This window comes from Nonomuraea candida, from assembly GCF_000725485.1.
In the GTDB taxonomy this organism is placed as follows: Bacteria; Actinomycetota; Actinomycetes; order Streptosporangiales; family Streptosporangiaceae; genus Nonomuraea; species Nonomuraea candida.
Window position 1 is genome coordinate 103,113 of the sequence record NZ_JOAG01000042.1, and the last position, 25,467, is coordinate 128,579.

General features: G+C 73.5%; 25 protein-coding genes. 15 read left to right on the forward strand and 10 right to left on the reverse strand.

Going from position 1 to position 25,467, the window contains the following annotated elements:
• Positions 1 to 137 precede the first annotated feature (137 nt).
• From IO39_RS33795 to IO39_RS33810, 4 genes are all read left to right on the forward strand, one after another.
• Positions 138 to 1,226 (forward strand): alcohol dehydrogenase catalytic domain-containing protein, encoded by a 1,089-nt coding sequence (locus tag IO39_RS33795; protein ID WP_052423700.1) that lies wholly within the window; start codon positions 138 to 140, stop codon positions 1,224 to 1,226.
• A gap of 94 nt (positions 1,227 to 1,320) precedes the next feature.
• Positions 1,321 to 1,812, forward strand: a complete 492-nt coding sequence (locus tag IO39_RS33800) for a cupin domain-containing protein (protein ID WP_043631822.1) — start codon at positions 1,321 to 1,323, stop codon at positions 1,810 to 1,812.
• Entirely contained in the window at positions 1,812 to 2,453 is a 642-nt protein-coding gene (locus IO39_RS33805; RefSeq protein WP_043631824.1) for an ArsR/SmtB family transcription factor, read from the forward strand. Before IO39_RS33800 ends, IO39_RS33805 begins: the two co-directional genes overlap by 1 nt.
• 24 nt (positions 2,454 to 2,477) lie before the next feature.
• The gene (locus IO39_RS33810) at positions 2,478 to 2,789 is read left to right on the forward strand and encodes a hypothetical protein (protein ID WP_043631827.1); all 312 of its coding nucleotides are present in this window, start codon (positions 2,478 to 2,480) and stop codon (positions 2,787 to 2,789) included.
• 16 nt (positions 2,790 to 2,805) lie between these two features.
• On the opposite strand, the gene IO39_RS33815 is transcribed toward IO39_RS33810, so the two are convergent.
• A complete protein-coding gene (locus IO39_RS33815; RefSeq protein WP_052423689.1) occupies positions 2,806 to 5,049 on the reverse strand; it encodes an MMPL family transporter in 2,244 nt (747 codons plus the stop codon).
• Positions 5,050 to 5,147: 98 nt separating this feature from the next.
• Between IO39_RS33815 and IO39_RS33820 the strand changes: the two genes are divergently transcribed.
• A complete protein-coding gene (locus tag IO39_RS33820; RefSeq protein WP_043631829.1) occupies positions 5,148 to 5,672 on the forward strand; it encodes a TetR/AcrR family transcriptional regulator in 525 nt (174 codons plus the stop codon).
• Between the two features lie 125 nt (positions 5,673 to 5,797).
• On the opposite strand, the gene IO39_RS33825 is transcribed toward IO39_RS33820, so the two are convergent.
• Positions 5,798 to 6,526: a hypothetical protein gene (locus tag IO39_RS33825; RefSeq protein WP_043631832.1), complete on the reverse strand. Its 729-nt coding sequence runs from the start codon at positions 6,524 to 6,526 to the stop codon at positions 5,798 to 5,800.
• A complete protein-coding gene (locus IO39_RS33830; RefSeq protein WP_043631836.1) occupies positions 6,513 to 7,028 on the reverse strand; it encodes a SigE family RNA polymerase sigma factor in 516 nt (171 codons plus the stop codon). Before IO39_RS33830 ends, IO39_RS33825 begins: the two co-directional genes overlap by 14 nt.
• Before the next feature lie 130 nt (positions 7,029 to 7,158).
• Here IO39_RS33830 and IO39_RS33835 point away from each other — a divergent pair, with 130 nt between their 5' ends.
• On the forward strand, positions 7,159 to 8,061 hold the full coding sequence (locus IO39_RS33835; protein WP_043631839.1) for a hypothetical protein: 903 nt from the start codon (positions 7,159 to 7,161) through the stop codon (positions 8,059 to 8,061).
• Between the two features lie 78 nt (positions 8,062 to 8,139).
• Here IO39_RS33835 and IO39_RS33840 read toward each other — a convergent pair whose 3' ends face one another.
• The gene (locus IO39_RS33840; RefSeq protein WP_043631842.1) at positions 8,140 to 9,237 is read right to left on the reverse strand and encodes an ROK family transcriptional regulator; all 1,098 of its coding nucleotides are present in this window, start codon (positions 9,235 to 9,237) and stop codon (positions 8,140 to 8,142) included.
• A gap of 98 nt (positions 9,238 to 9,335) precedes the next feature.
• Between IO39_RS33840 and IO39_RS33845 the strand changes: the two genes are divergently transcribed.
• The 5 genes from IO39_RS33845 (at position 9,336) to IO39_RS33865 (ending at position 15,769) form a co-directional block, all read left to right on the forward strand.
• Positions 9,336 to 10,565, forward strand: coding sequence for a Gfo/Idh/MocA family protein (locus tag IO39_RS33845; RefSeq protein ID WP_043631845.1), 1,230 nt, complete (start codon positions 9,336 to 9,338; stop codon positions 10,563 to 10,565).
• Positions 10,562 to 11,809 (forward strand): ABC transporter substrate-binding protein, encoded by a 1,248-nt coding sequence (locus tag IO39_RS33850; protein WP_043631849.1) that lies wholly within the window; start codon positions 10,562 to 10,564, stop codon positions 11,807 to 11,809. Before IO39_RS33845 ends, IO39_RS33850 begins: the two co-directional genes overlap by 4 nt.
• Positions 11,806 to 12,723: a carbohydrate ABC transporter permease gene (locus IO39_RS33855; protein ID WP_043631853.1), complete on the forward strand. Its 918-nt coding sequence runs from the start codon at positions 11,806 to 11,808 to the stop codon at positions 12,721 to 12,723. Before IO39_RS33850 ends, IO39_RS33855 begins: the two co-directional genes overlap by 4 nt.
• Positions 12,713 to 13,549, forward strand: a complete 837-nt coding sequence (locus IO39_RS33860) for a carbohydrate ABC transporter permease (RefSeq protein ID WP_043631856.1) — start codon at positions 12,713 to 12,715, stop codon at positions 13,547 to 13,549. The genes IO39_RS33855 and IO39_RS33860 overlap by 11 nt, the downstream gene beginning before the upstream one ends.
• A 105-nt stretch (positions 13,550 to 13,654) precedes the next feature.
• On the forward strand, positions 13,655 to 15,769 hold the full coding sequence (locus tag IO39_RS33865; RefSeq protein ID WP_043631862.1) for a hypothetical protein: 2,115 nt from the start codon (positions 13,655 to 13,657) through the stop codon (positions 15,767 to 15,769).
• Positions 15,770 to 15,840: 71 nt separating this feature from the next.
• Here IO39_RS33865 and IO39_RS33870 read toward each other — a convergent pair whose 3' ends face one another.
• Positions 15,841 to 16,836 (reverse strand): aldo/keto reductase, encoded by a 996-nt coding sequence (locus IO39_RS33870; RefSeq protein ID WP_043631975.1) that lies wholly within the window; start codon positions 16,834 to 16,836, stop codon positions 15,841 to 15,843.
• 102 nt (positions 16,837 to 16,938) lie between these two features.
• Here IO39_RS33870 and IO39_RS33875 point away from each other — a divergent pair, with 102 nt between their 5' ends.
• Complete coding sequence (locus IO39_RS33875; RefSeq protein WP_245642456.1) at positions 16,939 to 17,784, forward strand: helix-turn-helix transcriptional regulator; 846 nt, start codon at positions 16,939 to 16,941, stop codon at positions 17,782 to 17,784.
• A 21-nt stretch (positions 17,785 to 17,805) separates the two neighbouring features.
• Here the strand turns inward: IO39_RS33875 and IO39_RS55105 are convergent, their stop codons facing one another.
• Positions 17,806 to 18,876 (reverse strand): hypothetical protein, encoded by a 1,071-nt coding sequence (locus IO39_RS55105; RefSeq protein WP_063765396.1) that lies wholly within the window; start codon positions 18,874 to 18,876, stop codon positions 17,806 to 17,808.
• A gap of 174 nt (positions 18,877 to 19,050) precedes the next feature.
• On the opposite strand from IO39_RS55105, the gene IO39_RS33885 reads away from it, so the two are divergent.
• Together IO39_RS33885 and IO39_RS33890 are read left to right on the forward strand one after the other, a co-directional pair.
• Positions 19,051 to 20,214, forward strand: a complete 1,164-nt coding sequence (locus tag IO39_RS33885) for a sensor histidine kinase (RefSeq protein WP_157549217.1) — start codon at positions 19,051 to 19,053, stop codon at positions 20,212 to 20,214.
• The gene (locus IO39_RS33890; RefSeq protein ID WP_052423693.1) at positions 20,154 to 20,882 is read left to right on the forward strand and encodes a response regulator; all 729 of its coding nucleotides are present in this window, start codon (positions 20,154 to 20,156) and stop codon (positions 20,880 to 20,882) included. Before IO39_RS33885 ends, IO39_RS33890 begins: the two co-directional genes overlap by 61 nt.
• 108 nt (positions 20,883 to 20,990) lie before the next feature.
• Here the strand turns inward: IO39_RS33890 and IO39_RS33895 are convergent, their stop codons facing one another.
• The 4 genes from IO39_RS33895 to IO39_RS33910 all read right to left on the reverse strand — a co-directional run bounded on the left by IO39_RS33895 (position 20,991) and on the right by IO39_RS33910 (position 24,498).
• The gene (locus IO39_RS33895; protein ID WP_052423694.1) at positions 20,991 to 22,241 is read right to left on the reverse strand and encodes a methyltransferase domain-containing protein; all 1,251 of its coding nucleotides are present in this window, start codon (positions 22,239 to 22,241) and stop codon (positions 20,991 to 20,993) included.
• Positions 22,238 to 22,423: a hypothetical protein gene (locus IO39_RS33900; protein WP_043631866.1), complete on the reverse strand. Its 186-nt coding sequence runs from the start codon at positions 22,421 to 22,423 to the stop codon at positions 22,238 to 22,240. The genes IO39_RS33895 and IO39_RS33900 overlap by 4 nt, the downstream gene beginning before the upstream one ends.
• 146 nt (positions 22,424 to 22,569) lie before the next feature.
• The gene (locus IO39_RS33905) at positions 22,570 to 23,787 is read right to left on the reverse strand and encodes a M20 family metallopeptidase (RefSeq protein ID WP_245642457.1); all 1,218 of its coding nucleotides are present in this window, start codon (positions 23,785 to 23,787) and stop codon (positions 22,570 to 22,572) included.
• Between the two features lie 6 nt (positions 23,788 to 23,793).
• Positions 23,794 to 24,498, reverse strand: coding sequence for a helix-turn-helix transcriptional regulator (locus IO39_RS33910; protein WP_211267256.1), 705 nt, complete (start codon positions 24,496 to 24,498; stop codon positions 23,794 to 23,796).
• Positions 24,499 to 24,797: 299 nt separating this feature from the next.
• On the opposite strand from IO39_RS33910, the gene IO39_RS33915 reads away from it, so the two are divergent.
• Entirely contained in the window at positions 24,798 to 25,274 is a 477-nt protein-coding gene (locus IO39_RS33915; protein WP_211267257.1) for an NUDIX hydrolase, read from the forward strand.
• The last annotated feature ends 193 nt before the right edge of the window (positions 25,275 to 25,467 follow it).

Sequence of the window (25,467 nt, forward strand, 5' to 3'; positions counted from 1 at the left end):
CGGCCTCCCACGTGTTTGGCCTAGCGCTCGCTTGGTTGTCCGAGCGTAAATTCGCCCGCCGGGGACGTCAACGGGCGTGATCGGGTTTACCTAACAACCGCTTGCTCGCCATCGGCCGCCGGGTTAGCGTGTGGCGCATGCTGATGCGCGCCGCCGTGCTCACCGCCTTCCACACCCCGCTGGAGCTGCGCGAGGTGGAGATCGCGGACCCCGCCCCCGGCGAGGTCCGGGTGCGGATCAGGGCCTCGGGCGTGTGCGGCTCCGACCTCAAGGCCATCGACGGCAAGAGCCCCGTGGTGAGCAGGCCGCCGTTCGTGCTCGGCCACGAGAGCGCCGGGGTGGTGGAGAGCACCGGCCCGGACGTCACTTCCGTCAAGCCCGGCGACCACGTCGTCATCGCCATGAACGGCCCTTGCGGGCGCTGCCGCGCCTGCGGCGCGGGCCGCTTCCACCTGTGCACGGGCCCGGCCCGGCTGCCCACCATCCTGGGCGGCCCGCCGCGCGTCACGCTGGACGGCGCGCAGGTGCGCCGCTTCATCGGCATCGGCTCCTTCGCCGAGTACGCCGTCGTGCCCGAGCCGATGTGCGTGCGGATCGGCGACTCCCTGCCCTTCGACGCGGTGTGCCTGCTGGCCTGCGGCGTGATCACCGGCGTCGGCGCGGTGCTCAACGTCGCCCGGGTGCCGCCCGGCGCGACGGTGCTCGTCGTCGGCTGCGGCGGCGTCGGGCTCAACGTCGTGCAGGGCGCGGTGCTCGCGGGCGCGACCACGATCATCGCCGCCGACGTGGCCGAGCCGAAGCTCAAGCTCGCCGAGCGCTTCGGCGCGACCCACTCCCTGGTGGTGTCGGACCTGCCCCGGCAGGTGGGCGAGCTGGTGAGGGGCGGCGTGGACTACGCCTTCGACGCGACGGGCGCGCCCGGCGTCCTGGCCCAGGCCTTCGCCTCGACCCAGCCCGGCGGCACCACGGTCATGGTGGGCAGCCCGCCCGCCGGGCACCCGATGGAGCTGGACACCGGCCTGCTGTTCGCCTCCCGCCGCCTCATGGGCACCCAGGGCGGCGACGCGGCCCCGCACCGCGACCTGCCCATGCTGGCCGGCCAGTATCTGACCGGCCGCCTGGACCTGGCCGGCCTGATCTCCGAACGCCTGCCCCTGGACCGCGTCAACGAGGCCGTCGCCCACGTCCGCCAGGGCACGGTGGCCCGCACGGTCATCACCTTCTGAAACGCGACCTTTCTTCAGACACGGCCCTTGACCGCGGACGCGTCCTCCCGGCTATTCTAAGGATCATTAGAAAGCTAGAGGAAACGGAAAGACGATGTCCTACCCCGAGCCCCGCTACTTCGCCGAGCAGGGCGAGCACAGCGGTGTCCTGCGCCCGGCAGACCAGGTGCCCGATCTGGTCGTCGGCACCAACACCCAGGTGCACTACCTGGCCACCGGCGGCACCACGAACGGCGCGTACGGGCTCTACCGGTGGGAGATGGGCCCCAAGCCCGGCGGGCCCGGCCCGCACTTCCACCGGACGATGACCGAGTCGTTCTACGTGCTGTCCGGCACGATCCGGCTGTTCAACGGCGAGAAGTGGGCCGAGGGGAAGCCGGGCGACTTCCTGTTCGTGCCCGAGGGCGGGGTGCACGCCTTCCGCAACGAGTCGGGCGAGCCGGCCACGATGCTGATCCTGTTCACGCCGGGGGCGCCGCGCGAGGCGTACTTCGAGGAGCTGGCCGAGATCGCGGCCTCGGGCCGGCAGCTCAGTCCGGAGGAGTGGACCGACGTCTATCTCCGTCACGACCAGTACATGGTCTGATGTTCCCCGAGGAGCCGATCTACGCGCAGCTCGCCCGCGTCGGCAAGGCCCTGGCCAGCCCGGTGCGGCTGCGCCTGCTGGACGTGCTCGACCAGCGCGAGCACACCGTCGAGGAGCTGGCGCAGGCGGCGGAGATCCCGCTGAAGAACACCTCGGCCCAGCTCCAGCAGTTGCGCGCGGCGCACCTGGTGGCCAGCAGGCGCGAGGGCACGCGCGTCTACTACCGGCTGGCCGGCGAGGAGGTCTCGCGTTTCCTCGGGCTGTTCCAGGCGTTCGCGCACGGGCGGCTGGCCGACCTGCGCGCGGCCGTGCGCGCCCGGCTGGGCTCCCTGGAGGGGGTGACGGCCGACGAGCTGGCGGCCCGGCTGTCCGACCCGGGCACGGTGATCGTGGACGTGCGGCCGGCGGCCGACTACGCGGCCGGGCACCTGCCGGGGGCGGTCTCGGTGCCCATGAAGGAGCTGCCCGCCAGGCTGGCGGAGCTGCCCGCCGACGCGGAGATCGTGGCGTACTGCGGGGGGCCGTACTGCGTGGTCTCCCCCGAGGCCGTGCGGCTGCTGCGCGAGCACGGCTACCACGCCCGGCCGCTGGACGGCGGTTTCCTCGGCTGGCGGCGCGGGGATAACCCGTGGGAACAGTGAGCGACCACGGCGCTGCGGGGAGCGATGAGACCAGCCGTCACGATCTGCCTGCTCGCGCCCCTGGCGCTGGCCGGCCCGGCGCCCGCCGCGGCCGCGCGCTCCGGGCCGCTGCACGACTTCGGCGCCCCCGGCGTGGTCATCTGGAGCGAGCCCCGCGCGGGGTCGGGCCGTAACGGGCTCGGCCACCCCGGCCAGGGGTTCGTCTCCGACCGGTCGGAGGAGCACGGGCCCTTCCGGTGCGGGCCGTTCGACAGCGTCCTGTGGCACCACGGCACCAACGCGACCACCGGCATCATCGGCTGGGTCCCGGCCTGCGCCCTCATCGACGACGACTGACGGGAGCCGGCCGCGGTCAGACCCCGGCCGTGACCGGCTCGCGGGCGGGCGGCGTGGGCTCGTCCGTGTCCTCGTCCGTGTCCGCGTCCTCGTCCTCCTCGTGCCCCTCGACCGACAGGTTCGGCAGGACGCGGTCGAGCCGGCGCGGGCACCACCAGTTGAGCCGCCCGAGCAGCACCATCGTGGCCGGCACCAGGAACCCGCGGATGATCGTGGCGTCCACCGCGATGGCCACGGCGAGTCCCACCCCGAACGTCTTGACCAGGGCGTCCGGATAGGCGATGAACGCCACGAACACCGCCACCATGATCAGCGCGGCCGACGTGATGACCCGCCCGGTCGAGCCGAGCCCCTCGGCCACCGCCCGCGCGTTGTCCCCGTGCCGCAGGTACGACTGCCGCACCGCCGTCAGCAGGAACACCTCGTAGTCCATCGACAGCCCGAACAGCACCGCGAACAGCATCAGCGGCACGTAGCTCTCGATCGGCACCGAGAAGAAGATCGTCTGCAGGTACGACGAGTTGACCGGCGGATCCATGCCGACCAGCCCGCTGCCCAGCCCGAACGAGAACACCAGGGCCAGCGCCCCGAAGGCCGCGCCCAGCGAGACCAGGTTCATCACGGCCGCCTTGATCGCGACGACCGGCGCGCGGAAGGCCAGCAGCAGGAGCAGCGCGCTCAGCAGCACGACGACGCCGATGACGAGCGGGGTGCGCTCGTTCATCCGGTCGCCGGCGTCGGTCAGGCCCGCGACCTTGCCGCCGACGTGCACGTCCACGCCGGGCAGCGCGATGGCCCTGACGTCCCTGACGACCTGGGCGGTGCGCTCGTCGCTGGGGGCGTACTCGGGGATGGCCTGGATCAGCACCGAGCGGCCGGACTCGTTGAGCTTGGGGTCGGCGACGTGCCTGACGCCGTCGACCGCCTTCACCTCGCGTACGAGGTCGGCCACGATCTCCGCGTCGGCGCCGGCCACCTTGGCGGGCAGCTCGGCGACCACGATCAGCGGGCCGTTGAACCCGGGGCCGAACCCGCCGGCCATCAGCTCGTACGCGCGGCGCGGCTCCGAGCCCTGCGTGCCGTACCCCTCGTCGATCGGCCCGAGCTTGAGCGCCAGCGCGGGCGCGGCCAGCAGGCCGAGCACGATCGCGCTGCCGAACAGCACCCGCCACGGGCGGCGGGCCACCCACGCGCCGAGCCCGGCCCAGCCGGCGCCGCCGTTGCCCGAGCCGCGCAGGAACGGCACCCTCAGCGCGTTGACGCGGTGGCCGAGCAGCCCGAGCAGGGCCGGCACGAGCGTGACCGAGGTCAGCACGGCGGCCACGACCGAGATGCCGGTGACCCAGCCGAGCGTGGCCAGCAGCGGGAAGCCGGCCAGCAGCAGCGCGCTCAGCGCGATGATGACCGTGCCGCCCGCGAACACCACGGCCCCGCCCGAACCGGCCACGGTCCTGCGCACGGACTCCGCGACCGGCACCCCCTGGGCGAGCAGGCGGCGGTGGCGCGACAGCAGGAACAACGCGTAGTCGATGCCCACGCCGAGGCCGATCATCGTGGCCATGATCCCGGCCTGCTTGGGCATGTCCACGACCCAGCCGAGCAGCCCGATCACGCCGAGCCCCGAGGCCACGCTGACCAGCGCGGCGAAGATGGGCACGACCGCGGCGACGAGCGTGCCGAACGCGAACACCAGCACCAGCAGCGCGCAGACGATGCCGATGATCTCGCTGGGGCCGGTCTTGATCTCCTTGTCGGCCGGGGTGGAGCTGTCCGCGGGCACCACCTCCAGCCCGGCCCGCCGCGCCGGGTCGGCGGCCTTCGACAGCTCCTGCGTGGTCTCGGCGATCTTGGTGGAGTCGTTGCCCTCCATGCGGATCGTGATGAGGCCGATCTGCAGGTTGGCGGAGATGCCGCCGGCGCGGAACGGGGTGTCCACCCGGGTGACGTGCGGCATCGTGCGCAGCCGGTCCATGGACTCCTCCACGGCCTTCTTGCGCGCCTCCTCGACCAGGGGCCCGTCGGCGGAGTAGAGCAGGAGCTGCACGGTCCCGCCCTGGCCGTAGCCGGCACCGAAGCCCTCCTTCATGAGGTCGTGCGCGCGCTGCGCGTCGGTGCCGGGGATGCTGGCGTCGCTGTTGGTGGGGCTGGGGAAGGCCAGGCTGGCGCCCATCAGGGCGGCGGCCGCGATCACCCAGGTGATCAGCACGATCCAACCGTGCCGCGCGCACCAGCCGCCCAGCCGTCCCAGCAACCGCGTCATCGTCAGCTCCCACTCGACGGCCGTCCTGTACGGTCGTACAGGACATACGATAAAACGGGAAATATCCGGAAGGCTGTCTCCCGTAGGGAAATGAGACGATGACCACAGCCGACGACACCCGCACCCGGATCCTCGCCGCCGCCAGAGAGCTGTTCGCCGAGCGCGGCTACGCGGCCACCTCCCTGGCCGACATCGCCGCCGCCGTCGGCCTGACCAAGACCGCGGTGGCCTACCACTTCCACCCCAAGGACCGGCTGGCCCTCGAACTGCTGTCACCGGTGGCCGGCGACATGCTGGCGCTGCTCGACGCGCCGTACCCGGACCGGGCCGCGTTCGTCGAGGCGCTGGTGGAGTTCGCGGTGCGCTACCGGTCGGTGATCCGGCTGTTCATGGAGGACCTGGCGGCCGACGACGCCACGCTGACCCCCGGCTCGGAGCGGGACCAGATCAGGACCTTCAGGGACGGCATCTACGCCAAGCTGGTCGGCGACGATCCCGGGCCGGAGATCAGGCTCAAGAGCTGGGCGCTGCTGGGGGCGTTGCAATGGGGCGCGGTCAAGACCATGGACCTGCCGGAGGAGCAGGTCAGGACCGTCCTGCTGGAGGCGTGCCGGGCCTTCTGACCGGTCCCGGCCACCGTCACCCGGGCCGCCGCCATCACCCCGGGCCGCCGCTCTCACCCGGGCCGCCATCACCCCAGGCCGCCGCCGTCACCCGCGCCGGCGCCGGGGAGCGCCCGCTCGTGCCGCTACTCCCGGATGGCCGTCAGGCCCTCGGCGATCTTGCGCAGCTCCCGGTTGACGGCCTCGGCGCTGCCCAGGTCCTTGGCGTAGACCGGGCTGAACATGATCTCCGCCCGCCGGTTCTCGCCCATGTTCAGGAAGAACGTGGGCGTGCCCTTCGTGCCGTCCTCGCCGACGTTCTGCACGACCGCGTAACCGCTACGGTCGCCGACGGCCACCTCCTCGCCCTCGCCCTCCTGCCGGTGGACGCTGACGCGGTCGTCGATCTCCAGCACGGCCGCGTTCTCGTGCACGAAGATCTGGACGCAGTAGAAGCCGTTCCTGTCGCCCTTGTAGTCGAAGGACGTCGTGTACGAGTCGCCGTGGTCCAGGGACCAGCGCTTCCACTGCAGGCCCTCGGGCAGGTAGCCCACCCTGACGTTCCCGAACTGCCGCCCGTCGCCCAGGTCCCCGAGCGTCTTCTCCGCGGGCCGCCCCGTGGGCCGCAGGTCGTCGATGGCGGGCGGGGGCGGCGTCTCGGTGACGATCGGCGTCGGCCCGGAGCCGGCCGCCGCCGTCAGATAGGCGGGGGCGGCGCCGGCGACGACCACGGTGGCGGCCAGCGCGGCGAACACGCCGCGCTTCCGCTTGCGCCGCGCGGATCGCACGACCCGCTCCCCGAGGTCGGGCGTGGCGTGCAGGCCCGCCGTCTCCTCCGCCATCAGCCGGCGGATCCGGTCCTCAAGCGCGGGCATTGCCGATCACTCCTTCCACGGATTCCTCGCCGAGCGCCATGCGCAGCTTGGCCATCGCCTTCGAGCTCTGGCTCTTGACCGTCCCGACCGTGCAGCCGAGCACCTCCGCCGTCTGGTGCTCGCTGAGGTCCTCCCAGTACCGCAGCACGACCACCGCGCGCTGCCGGGGCGGCAGCGCGCGCAGCGCGTCCATGAGGACCTGGCGCAGGTCCACGTCGGCCGAGCGCGCGGGCGTGTCGGGCAGGGACCGCACGGGGATGATCCGCAGGATCGCCCGGCGGCGGGCCCGGCTGATGGCCGCGTTCACGATCACGCGGCGCACGTAGGGCTCGGGGCTGTGGTGCCGCACCCTGTCCCAGTTCCGGTAGGTACGCTCCAGCGCCGTCTGCAGCAGGTCCTCCGCCTCCGACCGGTCCCCGCAGGCGAGGTAGGCGACCCGCAGCAGGGTCGTGGCCCGCGCGGCCACGAACGCGCCGAAGTCGTGCTCTGTGTCGCCGCTCACGGCTCTCTGTCCCATTTCACGCCCCCTAATACGCCCCGGCCGCCCGTACGGTTGCCTGGGCGTCGCAGGCAACCTCCCGGGGCGTTCGAGCGTATTTGGGGGCGTCACAACCGAATCACGGAGGATGCACATGAAGCTGGCGACCGTACCGGCGCGGCGGCTGATCGTCACCGGAGCCTGCCTGGCGGTGGGCGCCGCCGCGCTGCTGGCGCTGCCGGGCCTGGCCAAGGCGCCGGTCACGCGGCTGGCGTCCGCGTCGGCGCCGGAGGGCACGTACTGGCACACCAGGGTGTTGTCGCGCGATACCCACCACCGCCAGGTCGGCTCCCGCGCGAACCCGTACCGGGTGGTCGAGCAGCGGCTCATCGAACGGTGGCACACGACGGACGGGCGGAGCTGGCTCGGGTACCGGCAGCCGGGGGCGTACCCGAAGAGCGACAAGGACCGCGAGGCGTGGCGGCGCGACGGCTCGCCCGCCAGGTGGACCCGCGACGTGACCGGCCAGACCGTGGCGCTGTCCACCCGGCCGACCAAGGGGCACGTCACCCCGGTACGTGGCCAGAACGCCCAGTTCTTCCTGGCCGGGCAGTATCTGACGTACGAGGAGGTGCAGCGGCTGCCCGCCGACCCGGCCGCGCTGAAGGCGTGGCTGACGAAGGCCGCCCAGGTGGCCGAGGGCAGGGACGTCGAGCGCTTCGCCAGGGACTCGCTGCCCGACCTGTTCCACCGCCTTCCGGCGCCCAAGGAGGTCCGCGCCGCGGCCTACCAGGTGCTGCTGGGCATGCCCGGCGTGCACGTCCGGGGCGCGGCGCGCGACGGCCTGGGCCGCGAGGGCACCGCCCTCACGATCGACCAGCCGCAGGCCACCGGCCCGAAGGCCGAGAGGGGGACGATCATCAAGCGGCTGATCATCGACACCGCCGCCATGGTCCTGCTGTCCGACGAGTTCGGGCCGCAGGGCGCGGGCAGCGTCGATCTCGTCATGCGCGCAGGCTGGACGAACACCGGCCCCGCGGTGCCCGCCCTGCCCTGACCGGCACCGGTACCCGCCCTGCCCTTACCTGCACCGGCACCGGCTCCGCCCTGAGCGTGCCCGCCCTGCCCGCGGTCGTCAGAGACCCAGGACCTCGCGCTCGACGTGGTCGAGCGCGAGGCGTACCGCGCCGATCGCCACCCCCTCGTCGCCGAACGTGGAGGCCACCACCTCCGGCGCGCTGACGCACAGCTCGGCCAGGTGCCGCCGCACCGGTTCGAGCAGCACGTCGCCGGCCCGCGCGTAGCCGCCGCCGAGCACCAGCAGGTCCGGGTCGATGGCCAGGGCGAGCGCCGAGGCGCCGATCGCGAGGTTCTCGGCGTAGCGGTCCACCCGCCGCACGGCCTCCCGGTCACCCCCCAGCGCCGCCTCGAACACCTCCGCCGCCGAGGCGTCCTTGACCAGCTCGCGGGCGGCGTCCTCCCAGCCGACCTGGCGCAGGGTGCCGATCTCGCCCGCCGCCCCGTTGCGCCCCGGATGCAGCCGGCCGCCGATCAGGATGCCCGCGCCGGCCCGGTGGCCGATCAGGACGTAGACGACGTCCGAGGCGTGCTGGGCGCTGCCGCGCCAGTGCTCGGCCAGCGCCGCCAGGTTGGCGTCGTTGGCGGCCAGCGCCGGGCTGCCGAACCAGCGCCCGGCCAGCCCCGCCAGGTCCACGCCGGTCCAGCCGGGCAGCGTGATCGACAGGGAGACCCGCCCGGTCCTGTCCACGATGCCGGAGGTGCCGGCGGCCACGGCCCAGACGTGCCTGCGGGCCACCCCGGCCCCGTCCACGCAGGCCAGCGCCGTGCGCTCGGCCGCCTCCAGCCGCTGGTGCGCCGGCGCGTCGCCGGAGACCTCGGCCCGCTCCCAGGCGATCACCTCGCCGTTGAGGTCGGCCAGCGCGGCCACGATGGCGTCGCCGCCGACCTCGACGCCGACGACGTAGCCGGCGTCGGCCCGGAAGCCGAAGCGCCGCGCGGGCCGGCCCATGGCGCCCTCGTCGGGCGGCACCTCGCGGACGTAGCCGCGCTCGCCCAGCTCGTCGAGCACCGCCTCCACCGTCTGCCTGGACAGCCCGGTGACCCGCCCGAGCTGGGTCAGCGTGGCCACTCCCGCGCGGCGCAGGGCCCGCAGCGTGACCTGCGTGTTCACCTTGCGCAGCAGCGACGCGTCACCCGGCCGGAGCTCGGTCACTTATGAGACCCTTTCCCATAACTTCCCTATTGACGGCTTCCAGCGTGGATCCTAGCATCGGCCGACATACGTGAATTGGTTACATAAGTGGAGGCGCAATGGTGACTCTCGCCGTCGTCGGCGCGGGCTCGCGGGGGACCTCCTACGCCCGCCACGCCGCTGAGTCCGGCCGTGCGCGGGTGGTCGCGGTGGCCGACCCGCTGGACAGCCGGCGCGACAGGTTCCCCGAGGCCGCCGCGTACGCCGGCTGGCGGGAGCTGGCCGCGCTGCCCCGCCAGGCGGACGCCGTGATCATCGCCACCCAGGACCGCGACCACGTCGAGCCCGCGGTGCGCTTCGCCGAGCTGGGCTACGACATCCTGCTGGAGAAGCCGATGGCGGTCTCCGAGGACGACTGCCGGGCGATCGTGGCCGCCGCCGAGCGCAGCGGCGCGATCTTCGCGGTGTGCCACGTGCTGCGCTACACGCCGTACACGAAGGCGCTGAAGGCGCTGGTCGACGGCGGGCGGATCGGCGAGATCGTCAGCGTCCAGCACCTGGAGCCGGTGGGGTGGTGGCACCAGGCGCACTCGTACGTGCGGGGCAACTGGCGGCGCGCCGACGAGGCCACGTTCATGCTGCTGGCCAAGTCCTGCCACGACCTCGACTGGCTGGTCCACCTGACCGGCAGGCAGGTCACCCGCGTCTCCTCCTTCGGCGGCCTGCACCACTTCCGCCCGGAGAACCGCCCGGCCGGCGCCGCCGACCGCTGCCTGGACTGCGCGGTCGAGCCGGACTGCCCGTACTCGGCCCGGCGCATCTACCTGCCGCTCGCGGGCGAGCACGCCTGGCCGCTGTCGGTGCTCACCGACGACGTCTCCGAGCAGGGGGTGCTGGAGGCGCTGCGGACCGGCCCGTACGGCAGGTGCGTCTACGCCTGCGACAACGACGTCGTCGACCACCAGGTCGTGAACCTGGAGTTCGAGGGCGGCACGACGGCCTCGTTCACCATGACCGGCTTCACCCCCGCGCTGCACCGGCAGACCCGGATCTTCGGCACACGCGGCTGCATCGAGGGCGACGGCGACCGCCTGACCGTCCACGACTTCGTCACCGGCCGCTCCGAGGTCGTCGACACCCGCCCCACGGGCGACGGGACGGCGCGGGGCGGCCACGGGGGCGGCGACACGGCCCTGGTCGAGGCGTTCCTCGACGCGGTCGCCACGCGGGACCGCGCCCCGATCCTCTCCTCGCCGGCCGAGAGCCTGCACAGCCATCTCATCGCCTGGGCCGCCGAGCGGTCCCGGCTGACCGGCGAGACCGTCACCCTGGAAGGAACCCCCCGATGAAAGCCACGCACGTCACCGCCGCCGCGCTGGCACTCTGCGCGGGCCTGGCCGCCTGCGGCTCGCCCACCCCCGGACAACCCGCCGCCGAGGGCTCCGGGCGCGGGCCCATCACGTTCCTCGGCGGGAAGTTCGAGGCGGAGTCCGTGCAGAAGATCGTGGACGCCTGGAACGCCGCCCACCCCGACGAGAAGGCCACCGTCGTCCTGCTCCCCGAGAGCGCCGACGAGCAGCGCCGCAAGCTCATCCAGAACGCGCAGACCAAGTCCGACGCCGGCGACGTCATGCTCATCGACGCGGTCTGGACCAGCGAGTTCGCCGCGAACCGGTGGGTGGCGGAGCTGACGCTGGACACCACCGGCTTCCTGCCCAACCCCGTCGAGACGGGCAAGTACCGCGGCAAGCTGTACGCGATGCCGGTCTTCACCGGCACGGGCCTGCTCTACTACCGCACCGACCTGGTCAAGGAGCCGCCCAAGACCTGGGACGAGATGAAGCGGATCTGCGAGGAGGTGCTGCCGAAGCAGACGGGCATGAGCTGCTACGGCGGCCAGTTCGACAAGTACGAGGGCCTGACCGTGAACTTCTCCGAGGCCGTCGCCTCCGCCGGCGGGGAGCTCCTCGACGCCTCCGGGCAGCCCCAGCTCACCGGCGACGCGGCCAGGCAGGCGGCCCGGTTCCTGGCCGACGGGTTCAAGAGCGGCATGATCCCGAAGGAGGCGATCACGTACAAGGAGGAAGAGGGACGGGTCGCCTTCCAGGAGGGCAAGCTGCTCTTCTACCGCAACTGGGCCTACGGCTACGAGGCCGCGCAGAAGACCGACGGCTCCAGCAAGGTCAACGGCAGGTTCGACGTGGCCCCGATCCCCGGCCTGACCGGCATCGGCGCGGGCACGCTGGGCGGCAACAACCTGGCCGTGTCGGCCTTCTCCAAGCACAAGCGCACCGCGCAGGACTTCATCGCGTTCATGACCAGCCCCGAGCAGATCAGGGCGTTCGCGCGGACCAGCTCGATGCCGGTGCCGCTGGCCTCGATCTACGACGACCCCGAGATGATCAAGAAGTACCCCTACCTGCCCGCGCTCAAGGAGGGCATCCTGGCGGCCAAGCCGCGCCCGAAGGCCGTCCGCTACGGTGACGTCACGGCCGCGATCCAGGAGTCCGCGTACGCCATCGTCACGGGCGCCAAGCCGGTCGAGCAGGGCCTGTCGGAGCTCCAGGCCGCTCTCGGGCCGTTGCTGAAGTGAGGGCCGCCGCGCGGGGGCAGTCGTGGCCGGCGGCCGCCATGCTGTCCCCCACCATGATCGTGCTCGCCCTCGTGGTCTTCTACCCCCTGGTCGCGGCCATGCGGGAGTCGTTCTACGAGAGCGGTCAGCGCCTGGACGCCGACGGCTTCGTGGTCGAGGGCGAGTGGTTCGCCGGCCTGGCCAACTACGCGGGCGTCGTGCAGCAGCGCTTCCTGAACGCCGCGCTCAACACCACGCTGTTCACCGTCGTGACCGTCGCCCTGGAGGTCGTGCTCGGGGTGGCGATGGCGCTGGTCATGCGGCGCGCGTTCCGGGGACGGGCGTTCCTGCGGGCCAGCATCCTCGTCCCGTGGGCGGTGCCGACCGCCGTCGCCGGCCTGATGTGGAAGTGGATCTTCCAGGCGGACGGCGTGGCGAACGCGCTGCTCGGCACCGAGATCCTCTGGACGGCCGACGGCCCGTGGGCCAAGCTCGCCGTGGTCGTCGCCGACGTGTGGAAGACGTCGCCGTTCGTGGGGCTGCTGGTGCTGGCCGGGCTGCAGATCATCCCGGCCGAGGTGTACGAGGCCGCCCGCGTGGACGGCGCCACGCCCCGGCAGACGTTCTGGCGCGTCACCCTGCCCCTGGTCAAGCCCGCCCTGCTGGTGGCCGTGCTGTTCCGGCTGATGGACGCGCTGCGCGTGTTCGACCTGCCGTACGTGATGATCGGGCCGCGCAAGCAGTCGGTGGAGACGCTGTCCGGGCTCATCTGGGACGAGGCCACCCGGGTCCACTATGGGCCCGCGTCGGCGTACGGGACGGCGTTGTTCCTGTACATCGCGGTGATCGCGTTCGTGTTCGTGAAGCTGCTCGGGGCGGACCTGCTGAGTGACGTACGGGCGCGGCGTAAGGAGGCGGCCCGCGATGGCGCGTGAGCGGGTGAGGGCACGGCGGTTCTGGGGCAGCGCGGGCATGCTCGGCATCGCGCTGTACTGCCTGGTGCCCTTCTACTGGATGGTGGTGTCGAGCTTCCGCCGCACCGCCGACATCCACGACAAGACGCCCTGGCCCGCGCCGTGGTCGCTGGAGAGCTACGGGGCGGTCTTCGCCGCCGACATGGGCTTCGGCCGGTCGCTGCTCAACAGTTTCGTCGTGGCGGGCACCACCACCCTGGTGACGCTGGCGGTGGGGACGCTGGCGGCCTACGCGCTGGCCCGGCTGGAGTTCCGGGGCAAGAACGTGGTGCTGGCGCTGGTCATCGCCGTGTCGATGTTCCCCGGGGCGCTGCTCATCGTGCCGCTGCTGGAGCTGTTCACCACGATCGGCTGGATCAACACCTACCAGGCGATGATCGTCCCGTCGATGTCCTTCGCCCTGCCGCTGACGATCTGGAACCTGACCACGTTCTTCCGGCAGTTGCCGTACGACCTGGAGCAGGCGGCCATGATCGACGGCTGCACGCCCTTCGCCGCCTTCCGCCGCGTCATGCTGCCCCTCGCCGCGCCGGGCGTCTTCACCACGGCGATCCTGGCCTTCATCGCCACCTGGAACGAGTTCATCATCGCCGTCACCATGGTCAACGACCAGGCCCGGCAGCCGGCCACGGTGCGCATCGCGCAGTTCACCGGCGCGGCCCAGTTCGACACGCCCTTCGGCACGCAGATGGCGGCCGGGGTGCTGGTGACGATCCCGCTCGTCCTGCTGGTGCTGTTCTTCCAGCGCCGCATCGTCGCCGGGCTGACGGCGGGCGCCCTGAAGTAGCCGGCCCGTCGTCCCGAGGGGTCCACCTGGCACAAGTGGCCCCCCGGGCGGCTCCGCAGCCGGGATACTGGTGGCGGACTTCTTTCGACGAAACAGGGGGCCGCGGTGCGTACCTGGTTCGAGCCCGAGGAGGCGGAGGAGTTCGAAGCGGCCAGGTCCGTGCTGCTGCGGCGCTGCCTCGCCTGGGCGGCCGAGCACGGCCGCCCGGCCGACGGCCTGCTGATCGCCTCCGCCGTCGAGGCCCGCCACCACAGCCACGACGGCCGCATCGCCTACTGGGACGAACGCCAGATCAGGCGCCACCTGCTGGCCTGGGTGCCGAGATACGTCGTGGCGCCCAGGGAGGTCCTGGAGATCGCGCCGGAGGTCCTGCGCACGTACCTGCACTATCTGGCCGCCACCGGCCTGCGCGACCCCCGCGGCGCCACCCTCGCCGAGGCCGACGAGGTGATCGCCCGCCTCGCCCCCGACTTCCGCCGCGCCCTGGACGACCCCTACCGCCAGGGCCTGGGCAAGTTCTGGGCGCAGACGGCGCTCGACCACGGCACCGACCTGGCCGACCCCGGCGGTGTGGCGGAGTTCGAGCGCGACCTCGACGCCGGCCGCATCCGGTACGACGCGGACGTGCTCGACCGGCTGCTGGCCGACCGCCACGCGGAGAAGGGCCACGACCTGGAGGAGGAGCGCGCCCGCCCCCTGCCGCCCATCGCCCTTCCCCCGGCGCGGGCCCTGCGCGAGGCCGCCGCGGCCGGCCCGCTCGTCCGGCAGCTCGTCACCCTGGCCGACTGGGCGGGCGAGAAGGGCCGCCCCCTCACCGCGGCGGGCCGCCTCCCCCTCGCGGCGGCCCGCGAGCTGTCCGCCCTGCTCGGCACCGGCGAGCAGGACCTCCGGGTACGCAGCTCCGCCGGCCTCCCCCGCCTGAGCCTGCTCCTGGCCTGGGCCGGGCGGCTGCGCCTGATCCGCACCACCGGGGGCCGCCTCTACCGGGAGGCCGGATCGGCCCCGCTCCTCGACGACCCCTGGGCGCTGTGGACCCGCGCCTTCGAGACCCTCCCCGACCTGATCCACGCGACCACCACCCGGCGCCCCGCCCCCGGACCAGACCACGCGACCGCCACCCGGCCGACCGGCCCCGGACCAAGCCAGGCGACCGCCACCCGGCCGACCGGCCCCGGACCAGGTCGGGCGAGCACCGCCGGCCGGCCTGGCCCCCTCGTCGGCGAGCTCCTCCCCGGCCTCCTCGACACGATGTACGGCCTGGGCGACGTGCCCGTCCGCCACCTGGAGGAGACGGCGTGGCCGGCCTGCCGGGAGCACGCCGCCGCCGGCGGGGAGGACCATCGGCGCCACCACGACCTCTGGCGCCGCGCCGTGGCCGCCGACCTGCGGCGGGCCTTCGACCTCCTCGCCGACCTCGGCGCCGTGGAGCTGACCCGCGGCCCCGCCGGCGAACGCCGGCCGAAGGCTCTGGACCACGAGGACCAGGAGTTCCCGCCGGACGCGATCGACCGCCTGCGGACCGGCCTCGCCGCCCCGGACCTCCTCCTGGCCCGCCTGACCCCGCTCGCCCTGCACGCCCTGCGCACCTCCCTGCTGGCCCGGGGCCGGGACGCCCCGCTGGTCGGCGAGCTGGCCACCGCCCCGCCCGCCGAGCTGCTCGGCGTCCTCAGCCAGCACTACCCGCTTCCGGAAGCCGCGGCCGAGCTGAACGCCTGGCTCTCCCGCCCCGGCCAGGACGTGGCCGCCCTCCTCCAGGCCGTCCGCGACTGCCCGTTCCGCACCCGCGCCGCCGCCATGCTCGACGTCCTGGCCGAGACCCTTCCCGAGGGCCCGGCCCTCCTGCGCGCCCTCCGCCGCGACCCCGTCCTCGGGCCCACCGCCCTGACCTTCCTCGTGGACGAGGGCGAGGTCGATCCCGGGACGCTGGGGCAGCACGAGCACCTGCTGCTGGCGGCGGAGAACTTCCTGACCCTGCTGGAGCTCGGCGGGCCGCAGGCGCTGATCGAGCAGCTGAAGGCGATGGCGGGCAAGGAGGCGTACGAGCTGGCGGCCGCCGTCCTGGCGTCGGGGCACCATGACGTGGCGGGCCTGGCGGAGATGCGCGAGCTGGTGGCCGAACCGCTGCGCGCCACCATCAACCGCCCCCTGCGTCTCATCCCGGGCACGGGGCCCGGCCGCCGGACCCGCTCCACGGGCCGGGGGCGGCGCCGGGACCGCTGAAGGCCGGCACCAGCGCCGGCGCCAGTGCTGGGGAGGAGCCGGGCCGGTCAGCCGTATGGCGGCGGACGCGCTCAGCGCTCGCTGTCGAGGTCGGCCATCGCCTGGCTGGGGTAGCGGTCGCCCTTGGCCGCGCCGGGCGGGATGAGCTCGTCGATCCGGGCGAGCTCCCCCGCGTCGAAGGAGACCCGCCCGCTGTCGATCATCGTGGCCACCTGGTCCGGCCGCCGCGCGCCGATGACCGGCACGATGTCCTCCCCCTGCGCCGCGACCCAGGCGATGGCGAGCTGCGCGACGGTGACGCCCTTGGCCGCGGCCAGCTCCGCCAGCCGCGCGACCAGCGCGCCGTTGTGCTCGCGGTTGGCCCCCTGGAAGCGCGGCAGCGCCGCCCGGGCCCCGCCGAGCGCCCCGCTGCCGCCGATCAGCCCGCGGGACAGCACGCCGTACGCGGTGATCCCGATGCCGAGCTCGCGGCACACGGGCCGGATCTCGTCCTCTATGCCCCGGCTGAGCAGCGAGTACTCGATCTGCAGGTCGCTGATCGGCGCGACGGCGGCAGCGCGGCGGATCGTCTCGGCCCCGACCTCGCTGAGGCCGATGTGGCGGACGTAGCCCTGCTCGACGAGCTCGGCGATCGCGCCGACGGTCTCCTCGACGGGCACGGCCGGGTCGAGCCGGGCCGGGCGGTAGATGTCGACGTGGTCGGTGCCGAGGCGCTGCAGCGAGTAGGTCAGGAAGTTCCGCACCGAGGCGGGACGGGCGTCGATCCCGCTCATCCGGCCGTCGGGCCCGCGCAGGGCGCCGAACTTGACGGAGAGCACGACCTCGTCCCGGTCGCGGCCCTCCAGCGCGCGGCGGATGAGCAGCTCGTTGTGCCCGGAGGCGTAGAAGTCGGCGGTGTCCAGCAGGGTGCCGCCGGCGTCCAGGTAGGCGTGCAGGACGCGGACGGCTTCGTCCTCGTCCACCTGGCCGTAGACGCCGGACAGGCCCATCCCGCCGAGGGCGGGCGAGGAGACGGTGGGGCCGGTGCGGCCGAGGCGGCGGGTGGCGAGCGTGGTCGTCGATGTCATGCCCTCCACCCTGCGGGCCGCCGCACGCCGGGAGAAGGCCCGGCCCAACCAGGGACAACCTGTCCCTGGTTACGCGTCATGCGCCGTTCGTACACTGAGGGCGTGATCGACCGTGCCGGCCTCGCCGACTTCCTGCGCCGCCGCCGGGAGCTGCTGCGCCCCGCCGACGTGGGCCTGCCCGCCGGCGTCCGCCGCCGCACGCCCGGCCTGCGGCGCGACGAGGTGGCGCTGCTGGCGGGCATGTCCAGCGACTACTACGCCCGGCTGGAGCAGTGCCGGGGCGCGAACCCGTCCGGGCCCATCGTCGCCTCCCTGGCCCGCGCGCTCCGCTGCGACCTGGACGAGCGCGACCACCTCTTCCACCTGGCCGGCCTGACGCCGCCGGCCCGCCGCGCCGGACGGCACATCCGCCCCGGCCTGATCAGCCTGGCCGACCGGCTCACCGACGTGCCCGTCGCCATCTGCACCGACCTGCACGAGGCGCTGTGGCACAACGCCCTCGCCGACGTGGTGCTGGGCCCGCTGGAGCAGCGTACGGGCCTGGACCGCTACGTCCCGTGGCGCTGGTTCACCGAGCCCGGCTTCCGTGACCGCTCCCCCGAGGAGGACTGGCCCCGGCTCTCGGCCTCGACCGTCAGCGACCTGCGGGCGACGTACTCGCGGCGGGCCGGCGACGACGACGTCGTGGAGCTGGTGCACGCGCTGCTGGAGCACAGCGCGGAGTTCCGCGAGCTGTGGGAGCGGCACGAGGTCGCGGTCCGCCGCTTCGACCGCAAGCGGCGGCTGCACCCGGAGGTCGGCGTCCTGGACCTGACCTGCGAGGTGCTGCTCACGCCGGAGGCGGACCTCAAGGTGCTGGCGTTCTTCCCGGTGGAGGGCACGGACACGCGCGAGAAGCTGGAGCTGCTGCGCGTCATCGGGACGCAGAGCTTCCGCACGACCGCCTGACCCGCCCGGAACCTCGAGGGCCTACCGGTGTGACGCCCCCGCGTTGCCGCGTACCGGCTCCCTGAGCCGCTCGCCCGCCCTGCGGCGCAGGTGGTAGGAGGCGGTGGCGACGGCGAGCGCGCCGCCCCAGATCGGCCAGAAGCACTCGGGCAGCCACGCGCCCCACTCGTCCCAGGCGAACCGCCCCCCGAGCGTCCACCTGATGTACGTCAGCCCGGCCACGGTGATGATGATCGAGACGAACCCGGCCGGGATGACCGCCAGCAGGGGCGGCACCCGCCGGCCGCCCAGCCCCGGCAGCAGGCGCGGGAACACCTCGCCCCACCGCTGGGTCAGCCCGAGGGTGAGCACGCCGCCGAACGCGCCGAACGTCGCCAGATAGGCCCCCGCCAGCCACAACCCGTCCTCGCCCGCGGCCAGGAACTCCCGGCTCACGCCGAGCGGGATGCCCAGCGCCCAGGCCCACCGGGTGGCGCAGTACAGCAGCGGCACGGCGACCGCCACGTACACGGCCCGCCGTCCCCGTTCCGGCGTGAACCAGCGCGCCCCTCCCTGCCGCCGCCCGCACTCCAGCGCCGCGGCGGCCAGCAGCAGCCCGCCGAGCACGCACACGAGCTGGTTGAGCACCGGCCACGGCCAGGCGTCGGCGAAGGTCGCGCCGCCCAGGCCCCAGCCGAACAGCGGCGCGACCAGGAGCAGCGGCGTGTAGGCGACGCCCATCATCACCCGCGAGTCGGGGATCACCAGGACCAGCAGCACGGCGATCGGCCAGGCGAACACCAGCGGCAGCCGCCCGCCGCCGCGACGCGCCGGCGGGACCCGGCCGCCGTCCCCGCGCACGAGCGGAGGCCGGCCTCCTCCGCGCGCCAGGGCCAGCGCCGTGGCGGCGGTGAGAAGGGCGAAGGCGGCGACGAACCAGCCGAAGCCCGGTGTGGTCGCGGCCAGGATGGACAGTGCCCCGTCCGGGTCGGGATCGGAGGCGCCCCACGGGTAACCGGGCAGGCCGAGCGCCCACGCCGTACCCAGGAGGCCGTAGACCAGCGCCCACAGCGCCGCCGCGTGCCCCCACCGGACGAACTCGAGAATCTTCATGTACGGCAGCCTCGCGCCGCGGGCGCCCCGCGGCACAGATGCCGTTCGGCATGAGTCGCGCCCCGCGGAGGTGCCGTTCGGCACCCGCGGCGAGCGCGCCGGGCACGTAGCCGCCCGTGGAGGTGCCGTTCGGCATCTGCGGCCGGGCGCGCCCGGGCGCGTATCGTCGCTCGGGTGAACGTGCTCCCGGTCCTGTCCTTCCTGTCCGCCGCCGCGGTGGCGGCCGCGGCGGCGTTCCGGCCGCAGCTCAGGTCACGGCTCAGGTCACGGCTCGGGTCACGGCTCGGGTCACGGCTCGGGTCACGGCTCGGGTCACGCCTGCCCTGGCCGGTCCTCGCGGTCGCGGCGCTGTCCCTGGCCACCACGCTCGCGCACGCCGCCGCCGGGGCGGCCCGCACCGGGCCGGGCTACGAGCTGCTCGGGATGGCCGAGAGCGTCGTCCTGATGGGGCTGGCCGGCCTGGTGACCCGGTACGCGCCGCCCCGGCGGGCCGTGCCCGCCGCGCTCGCCGCGGGGATGGCCTCGTCCATGTGGATGCTGCGCTTCTTCGTCCCCGCGTCGCCGCTGGAGGCGGTGGGGGTGTGCGCGTTCTGGGGCCTGGGGGCGCTCCTGGCCGCCGGGGCGGGCAACCACCTGCGCTCGGTCCAGGCCCGGCAGGAGCGGGCGGTGGCCGACGCGCGCACCGAGCTGCGGTTGCGGCTCGCCAGGGACCTGCACGACTTCGTCGCCCACGACATCAGCGAGATGATCGCGTACGCGCAGGCCGGCGGAATCGCGGGAGATCCCCGGCAGGCGCTCGAACGCGTCGAGGCGGCCGGGCAGCGGGCCATGTCGATGCTGGACCGTACGCTGGACATGCTCCACCACGACCGGCCCCGCACCCCGGCCGGCGACCTGGACGGCATCCGCGAGGCCGCCGAACGCTTCTCCGCCGCGGGCCCCGCCCGCGTGCGCCTGAGCATGCGCGCGCCCGCCGAGGTCCCGGCGGAGACGGCGGCGCTGGCCTACCGGATCGTGATCGAGGGCCTGACCAACATCCGGCGGCACGCCCCGCACGCCGGCCGGGCCGACCTGGGCATCAGCGCCGCGGACGGCGTCCTGGAGATCACGCTGACCAACGACGGGGTGAGCCGGACGCCCGGCGACCGGCACGGCGGCGGCTCCGGGCTGGCCGGGCTGACGACGCTCGTCCGGGAACAGGGCGGCGAGCTGGTGTCGCGGGCCGTACCGGACGGGTGGTCGCTGGCGGCCCGCCTGCCGCTGGCACAATCGGCCGGGTGGCCATCCGCATCCTCATCGCCGACGACCAGGAAGGCATCCGGAGCGCCTTCCGGATGATCCTCGACGCCCAGCCCGACATGACGGTGGTGGCCGAGGCCGCCGACGGCCGTGCCGCGATCGACACGGCCACGGCGATCCGCCCGGACGTCGTGCTCGCCGACATCCGCATGCCCGCCGCCGACGGCATCGAGGTCACCCGCGCCCTGGCCGGCACCGGCATCCGCGTCGTGATCGTCACCACGTTCGGCCACGACGAGTACGTTCACGCCGCGCTCCGGCACGGCGCCGACGGCTTCATCCTCAAACGCTCCGGCCCCGCCCTGCTCGTCGAGGCCGTCCGGGCGGCGATGAACGGCGACATGCTGATCAGCCCGCAACTCACCGTACGCCTGCTCCGCGACCGCCCCCACCCGCCCGCACCACACACCCCGCCGCACACCGCACCACACACCGCACCGCACACCGCGACCCCCGGCGCGACCCCCGACGCGACCCCCGACGCGACCCCATGGGACGCGTCCCCGGACATCGTCCTCACCGAACGCGAGACCGAGATCGTCACCATGGTCGCCCACGGCAAGACCAACGCCGAGATCGCGGCGGAGCTCTTCCTCTCCCCCGGCACGGTCAAGAACCACATCGCCACCATCCAGCGCAAGACCGGCACCCGCAACCGCGTCGCCATAGCCTCCTGGGCCTGGTCCACCGGCAGAGCCCGACCCTGACCGCGCCCACCCCTCGCCCTCGCCCCTCGCCCTCGTTTCGACCGCCGGCCCGACCGCCGGAGTCCGTTCAGACCTGGAACCCCGGCAGCCGTCCGCAGCGCTTCACGCTCATGACAGCACGCGATCAGGACTGTCCAGCCAGACCCGCTGTCCCGCGGGCGCGACCGTCATGCCGAACCGCTCGCGGCCGGGCTCGCCCCAGGCCACCCACCGGAAGTAGGCCTCGACGACCTCCTCCCACAACGGCCGCTCCCCCACCTGATAGACCTCGAACTCCTCATCCCCGGGCCGCCACTTCACCGTCCCCCACGAATACGGATCATCCGGGTCGGACAACCACAACCGGAACAGCTCCCCGTCCTCGTCCCGGCCGACCGCACTCGCCGACGTGAGCCCGGTCAACGCCGAGATCGCCAGCCCCGCGCCGGCCGGGGCGTACCCGATCGTGCGCGGATCGACGGACGTGGCCAGCCACCGCCTGTCCTCCGGGCGCCGCGCGGCCCGCCCCTCCGGCTCCCGCTGGGAGCGCATCCTCATGTACGCCGCCGGACCGGGAAACCGGCCGTGCGCGATGCCGTCCGGCATCACCACCAGCCGCAGCGCCAAGCCGTCACCGAAGCCGGGATCATACGGCAGCACGATCACCCCGCCCGGCCGGGTCTGCGCGACCCACGCGTGGGGCACGTGACGGATGCCGCAGCTGACGTGCACCCGGTCGAAGGGCGCCCGCTCCGGACATCCCTCCGCGCCGTCGCCCCGCACCAGGTGCGGCCGGCCCCCGATCGCCGCCAGGTTCCCGACCGCCTGCCCCACCACCGTCGCGAGGTCCCCGGCCGCCTGCTCCGCCACCGCCGCCAGATTCCTGCCCGCCTGCTCCGCCACCGCCGCCAGATTCCTGCCCGCCTGCTCCGCCACCGCCGCGTCCACCTCGACGGACGTCACCGCGCCCGCCGGACCGGCCAACCGGCACAGCAGCGCGGCCGTCCACCCGGTGCCCGTGCCCACCTCCAGCACGCGGTGCCCGGGCTCGACGGCCAGCCACTCCAGCAGGTCCGCGACGGTGCTCGGCGCGGAGAGCGACGAGGTGTAGTCGCCCGTCCCGTCCCGGAGGTCGGTGGCGCCGTCGTCGAGCTGGGTGATGACCGGGGTGTCGGCGTAGGCGGCGGCCTCCCAGTCCCGCGGGTCGGCCTCCCGGTCGATGACGCGTACGCCGCCGTCGTCCGTGGTCACCAGCGCGACCTGCGGTACGAACAGGTGGCGGGGCACGGCGCGGAAGGCGTCACGTACCCGCTCGCCGGGAGAAGAGACGGCGCCGACCGCGCGGAGCATCGCCTCCACCCGCTCGAGGTGAGCGGTCACGTCCCCTGCCCGTCCTTGCCGCCGCCCTCGCCACCCGCATCGCCCTTCCCACCCGCGTCGCCCCCGCCCCCCGCGTTGCCCTTGCCTCCGCCATGCCGCCCGCCGCGCTGGCTGTCGCCCGTAGGCGCGCCCGGCTTGAACGGCTCGTCCCGCTTCTGTCCGCCCTGGTGCTTGCCGCCCATACGTCCTCCTCCGCGCGAGCAGTCGCCCGTTCGTCATCACCAGGGAGCAGCATCACTCCCTGTGCGGCCATCGTCACCCATGGGGGCGGCCCGGACCCAGCGCATCCGTTGTCCACGAATTGTCGACGCGCTGGCGTCGCCACCGGTCAGGATTCGGGCAGGAGCGACAGCAGCGCGCGGTGATAGGCCGCCTGGACGGGCGGGATCGAATCCAGCCGGATCCGCTCATCGGTGGCGTGCAGGCCCCGGTAGTCGACCCCGAACCCGGCGACGGCGGGGATGCCGAACCCTGCCAGGTAGTTGCCGATGTTGGAAGGTCCCGCCACCTTGGGCCGAGGACTGAGCCCCACGGCGTGCGCCGCCGCCAGCACCGCCGCGCGCAGCGGCTCATCCGCCGGCAGCGCGAAGGCCGGCCAGCGCGTGGTGACGTCCAGACCGGTCGAGGACGTGCCCGGCCAGGCCGCGTCCAGCTCGGCGAGCGTCGAACGCAGCAGCTCCAGGGCCTCCTCCGCCCCGAGCGCCGGGGTGAGACGCACATCGACGTGCAGCACGCACAGGTCCGGCACGGTCGAGTACCCCTCGCCACCGTTGACCGCGGTGACGGTCAGCTTCGGCGGCAACGGAAACTCGGCCCCACCCGGCCCCGGCAGCGGCACCGCGTGCAGCCGGGAGATCGCCTCGGCCGCCTTGACGACGGCCGACGGCGTGACCTTGCTGCCGCCCGAGTGCGAGGCGACACCATGCACCCGTACCTGAACCCGCAGCACCCCACGCCCGCCCGTGACGACGTGCTCCAGCCCGGGATAGCCGATCGCCACCCCGTCCACGCGGTCCGGCGCGGCCGATCCCTCGAAGTAGGCCCTGGCGCCGCCGAAGGCGCCCGTGTGCTCATCGACGTCGAACAGCAGGACCACGCTGCCGCACCAGGAGCGAGCCGCCTCCCGGAGCCGGGCGGCGACGTGGGCGAAGATCGCCGCCCCCGCCTTGGAGTCCGCGGCCCCCCGCCCGTGCAACCAGCCACCGTCGATCGTCGCCGAGGTGGGCGGCCAGGCCCAGGCGGCCTCGTCGCCGAAGGGCGCGGTGTCCAGGCAGGCGTCCAGCACGTAGCGGGGGCCAGGCCCCGCGCCGCTGACCTCGCACACCAGCGCGACCGTCTCCCCGTCCGCCCGGGCCAGCGGAACGTACGGCATATCGTGCGCGGCCAGCCAGTCCGACATGCACTCCAGCACGGGTTCGTACGGGTCGACGCCACCCCGGCTGGGGACGCGCACCAGCTCCCGCGTCAGCCGGATCACGCTGTCGTGGTCCTGGTGCGACGCGCGCACCGGATCCGTCTCCGGCATCTTCTCGGCACGCCTGCGCATGTGGCCTCACCAGCTCCGTTCCGGCAGCCGCACACCCAGGGCGCTCAGCTCCTCCGCCGTCTCGACCCGGCGTGCGGCCGCGTACACCTGCCTGCCGTGATCCAGCAGCCTCGTCGCCGGCTCCGACCCCAGCACCACCCCCGAGTCGAACGCCTCATGCGAGGTCAGCGACGGAATCGGCACCACGGCCATCCGCTCGCTGGCGCAGAACCACCGCTCGGGCATCGCCGCGGTGTCCTCCACCAGCCCCAGGTGCAGCGTCTTGACCCCTCGGCCGCGATCACGCGGATCACGCAGCCGCAGCAGCCGGAGCAGGTGCTCCTGCAACAGCCGGTGGTGCGGCGGCCCGAACAGCACGCGGTAGTAGACCAGCCCCGGCCGCTCCGCCAGCACCGCCTCGGTCGCCTCCAGATACGCCGGATCACGCGAGCGGGACCCCGTCACCACCAGGCACCGCCGAGCGCCCTTGACCGTCGCGAGCATCGCCTGCTGCAACTCGTCGAACCCGGCCAGCAACCTCGCCCCGGCCTGAGCCGACACCTGATCGTCCTGGAACGCGAACAACTCCTGGGGCGTGCACCCGTAGATCTCGCACAAGGTCTTGCGATGACCGATGCTCGTGGTGTGCCGGCCCAGCTCCCACCCCGACACCATGCTCGGCGTCACCCCCGACTGCCCGCCCGGCGTCCGCAGGTCGATCTCCTCGACCACGTTCTCCAACGTCCAGTTACGCGCCAGCCGAGCCCGCCGCAGAGGCGACGCCTCCCGCCCCCAACGCACCGAACCGCGAGCCATCCCCAACCACCCTCCCGCCCAGGCACCGACAGCCCTGATGATGCCGCGTAATCCCACTCCAGACAGGCAGGTCCGCATCATCGAGGGCCGGCAGAGGGCAACCCGGTGACATGAACGCGATTCCCAGCACCCGGAGCCGCCTTCATCACCGGCCAGTCCCTGCATGTCGACGGCGTCTGGCTGCTTCACGGACCGAACGCCCCCACCTTGAGAGGATGCTCGTCATGCGCGACCGAGTCCGTGCCATCCTGATCACAGACGATGACCACCTGCTCACCATCAAACGCATCAAACCAGGCCAGACCCCGTACTGGGTGCTGCCGGGCGGCGGCATCGAGCCCGACGACCTCTCCCTGGAGGCGGCACTGCACCGCGAACTTCGCGAGGAACTCGCAGGCGAGGCTGGCATTCACGCCCTCATACACATCCTGGCGACCGAGGGCGGCCGGGAGTACTTCTTCCTCGCCCGCATCCGCCAGTGGAACTTCGCCAACCGCACCGGCCCCGAATTCGCCGAAGCGGACCGCGGCCAGTACCTCCTTGAGAGGATTCCCCTCACCAGAGAGGGCATCGGCTCCATCACGCTGCAGCCACCGCAGCTCGCCGACTTCCTTCGTTCGCGGCTGGCCCAGGCCGGAGATGTGTTCGCCCTACCCGACTTGCGGGCTGCGCAGCCGGGCGAACATCGCTAACGCTTGGACTGTCCAACTTGGAGCACCTGGTGGCGCGACCCCAACATCTGGCTACAGCGGCTCGCGATCTCGAGCTAGCAACGCGCTTGACGTGGGACGCTGCCCGTTCCCTCGCAAGCGGTCCGGTCCAGCATTCCGACGCTCTGGGCCTAGCCACCGGCATCAACGGTCAACACATCGCGGATGAGGACGC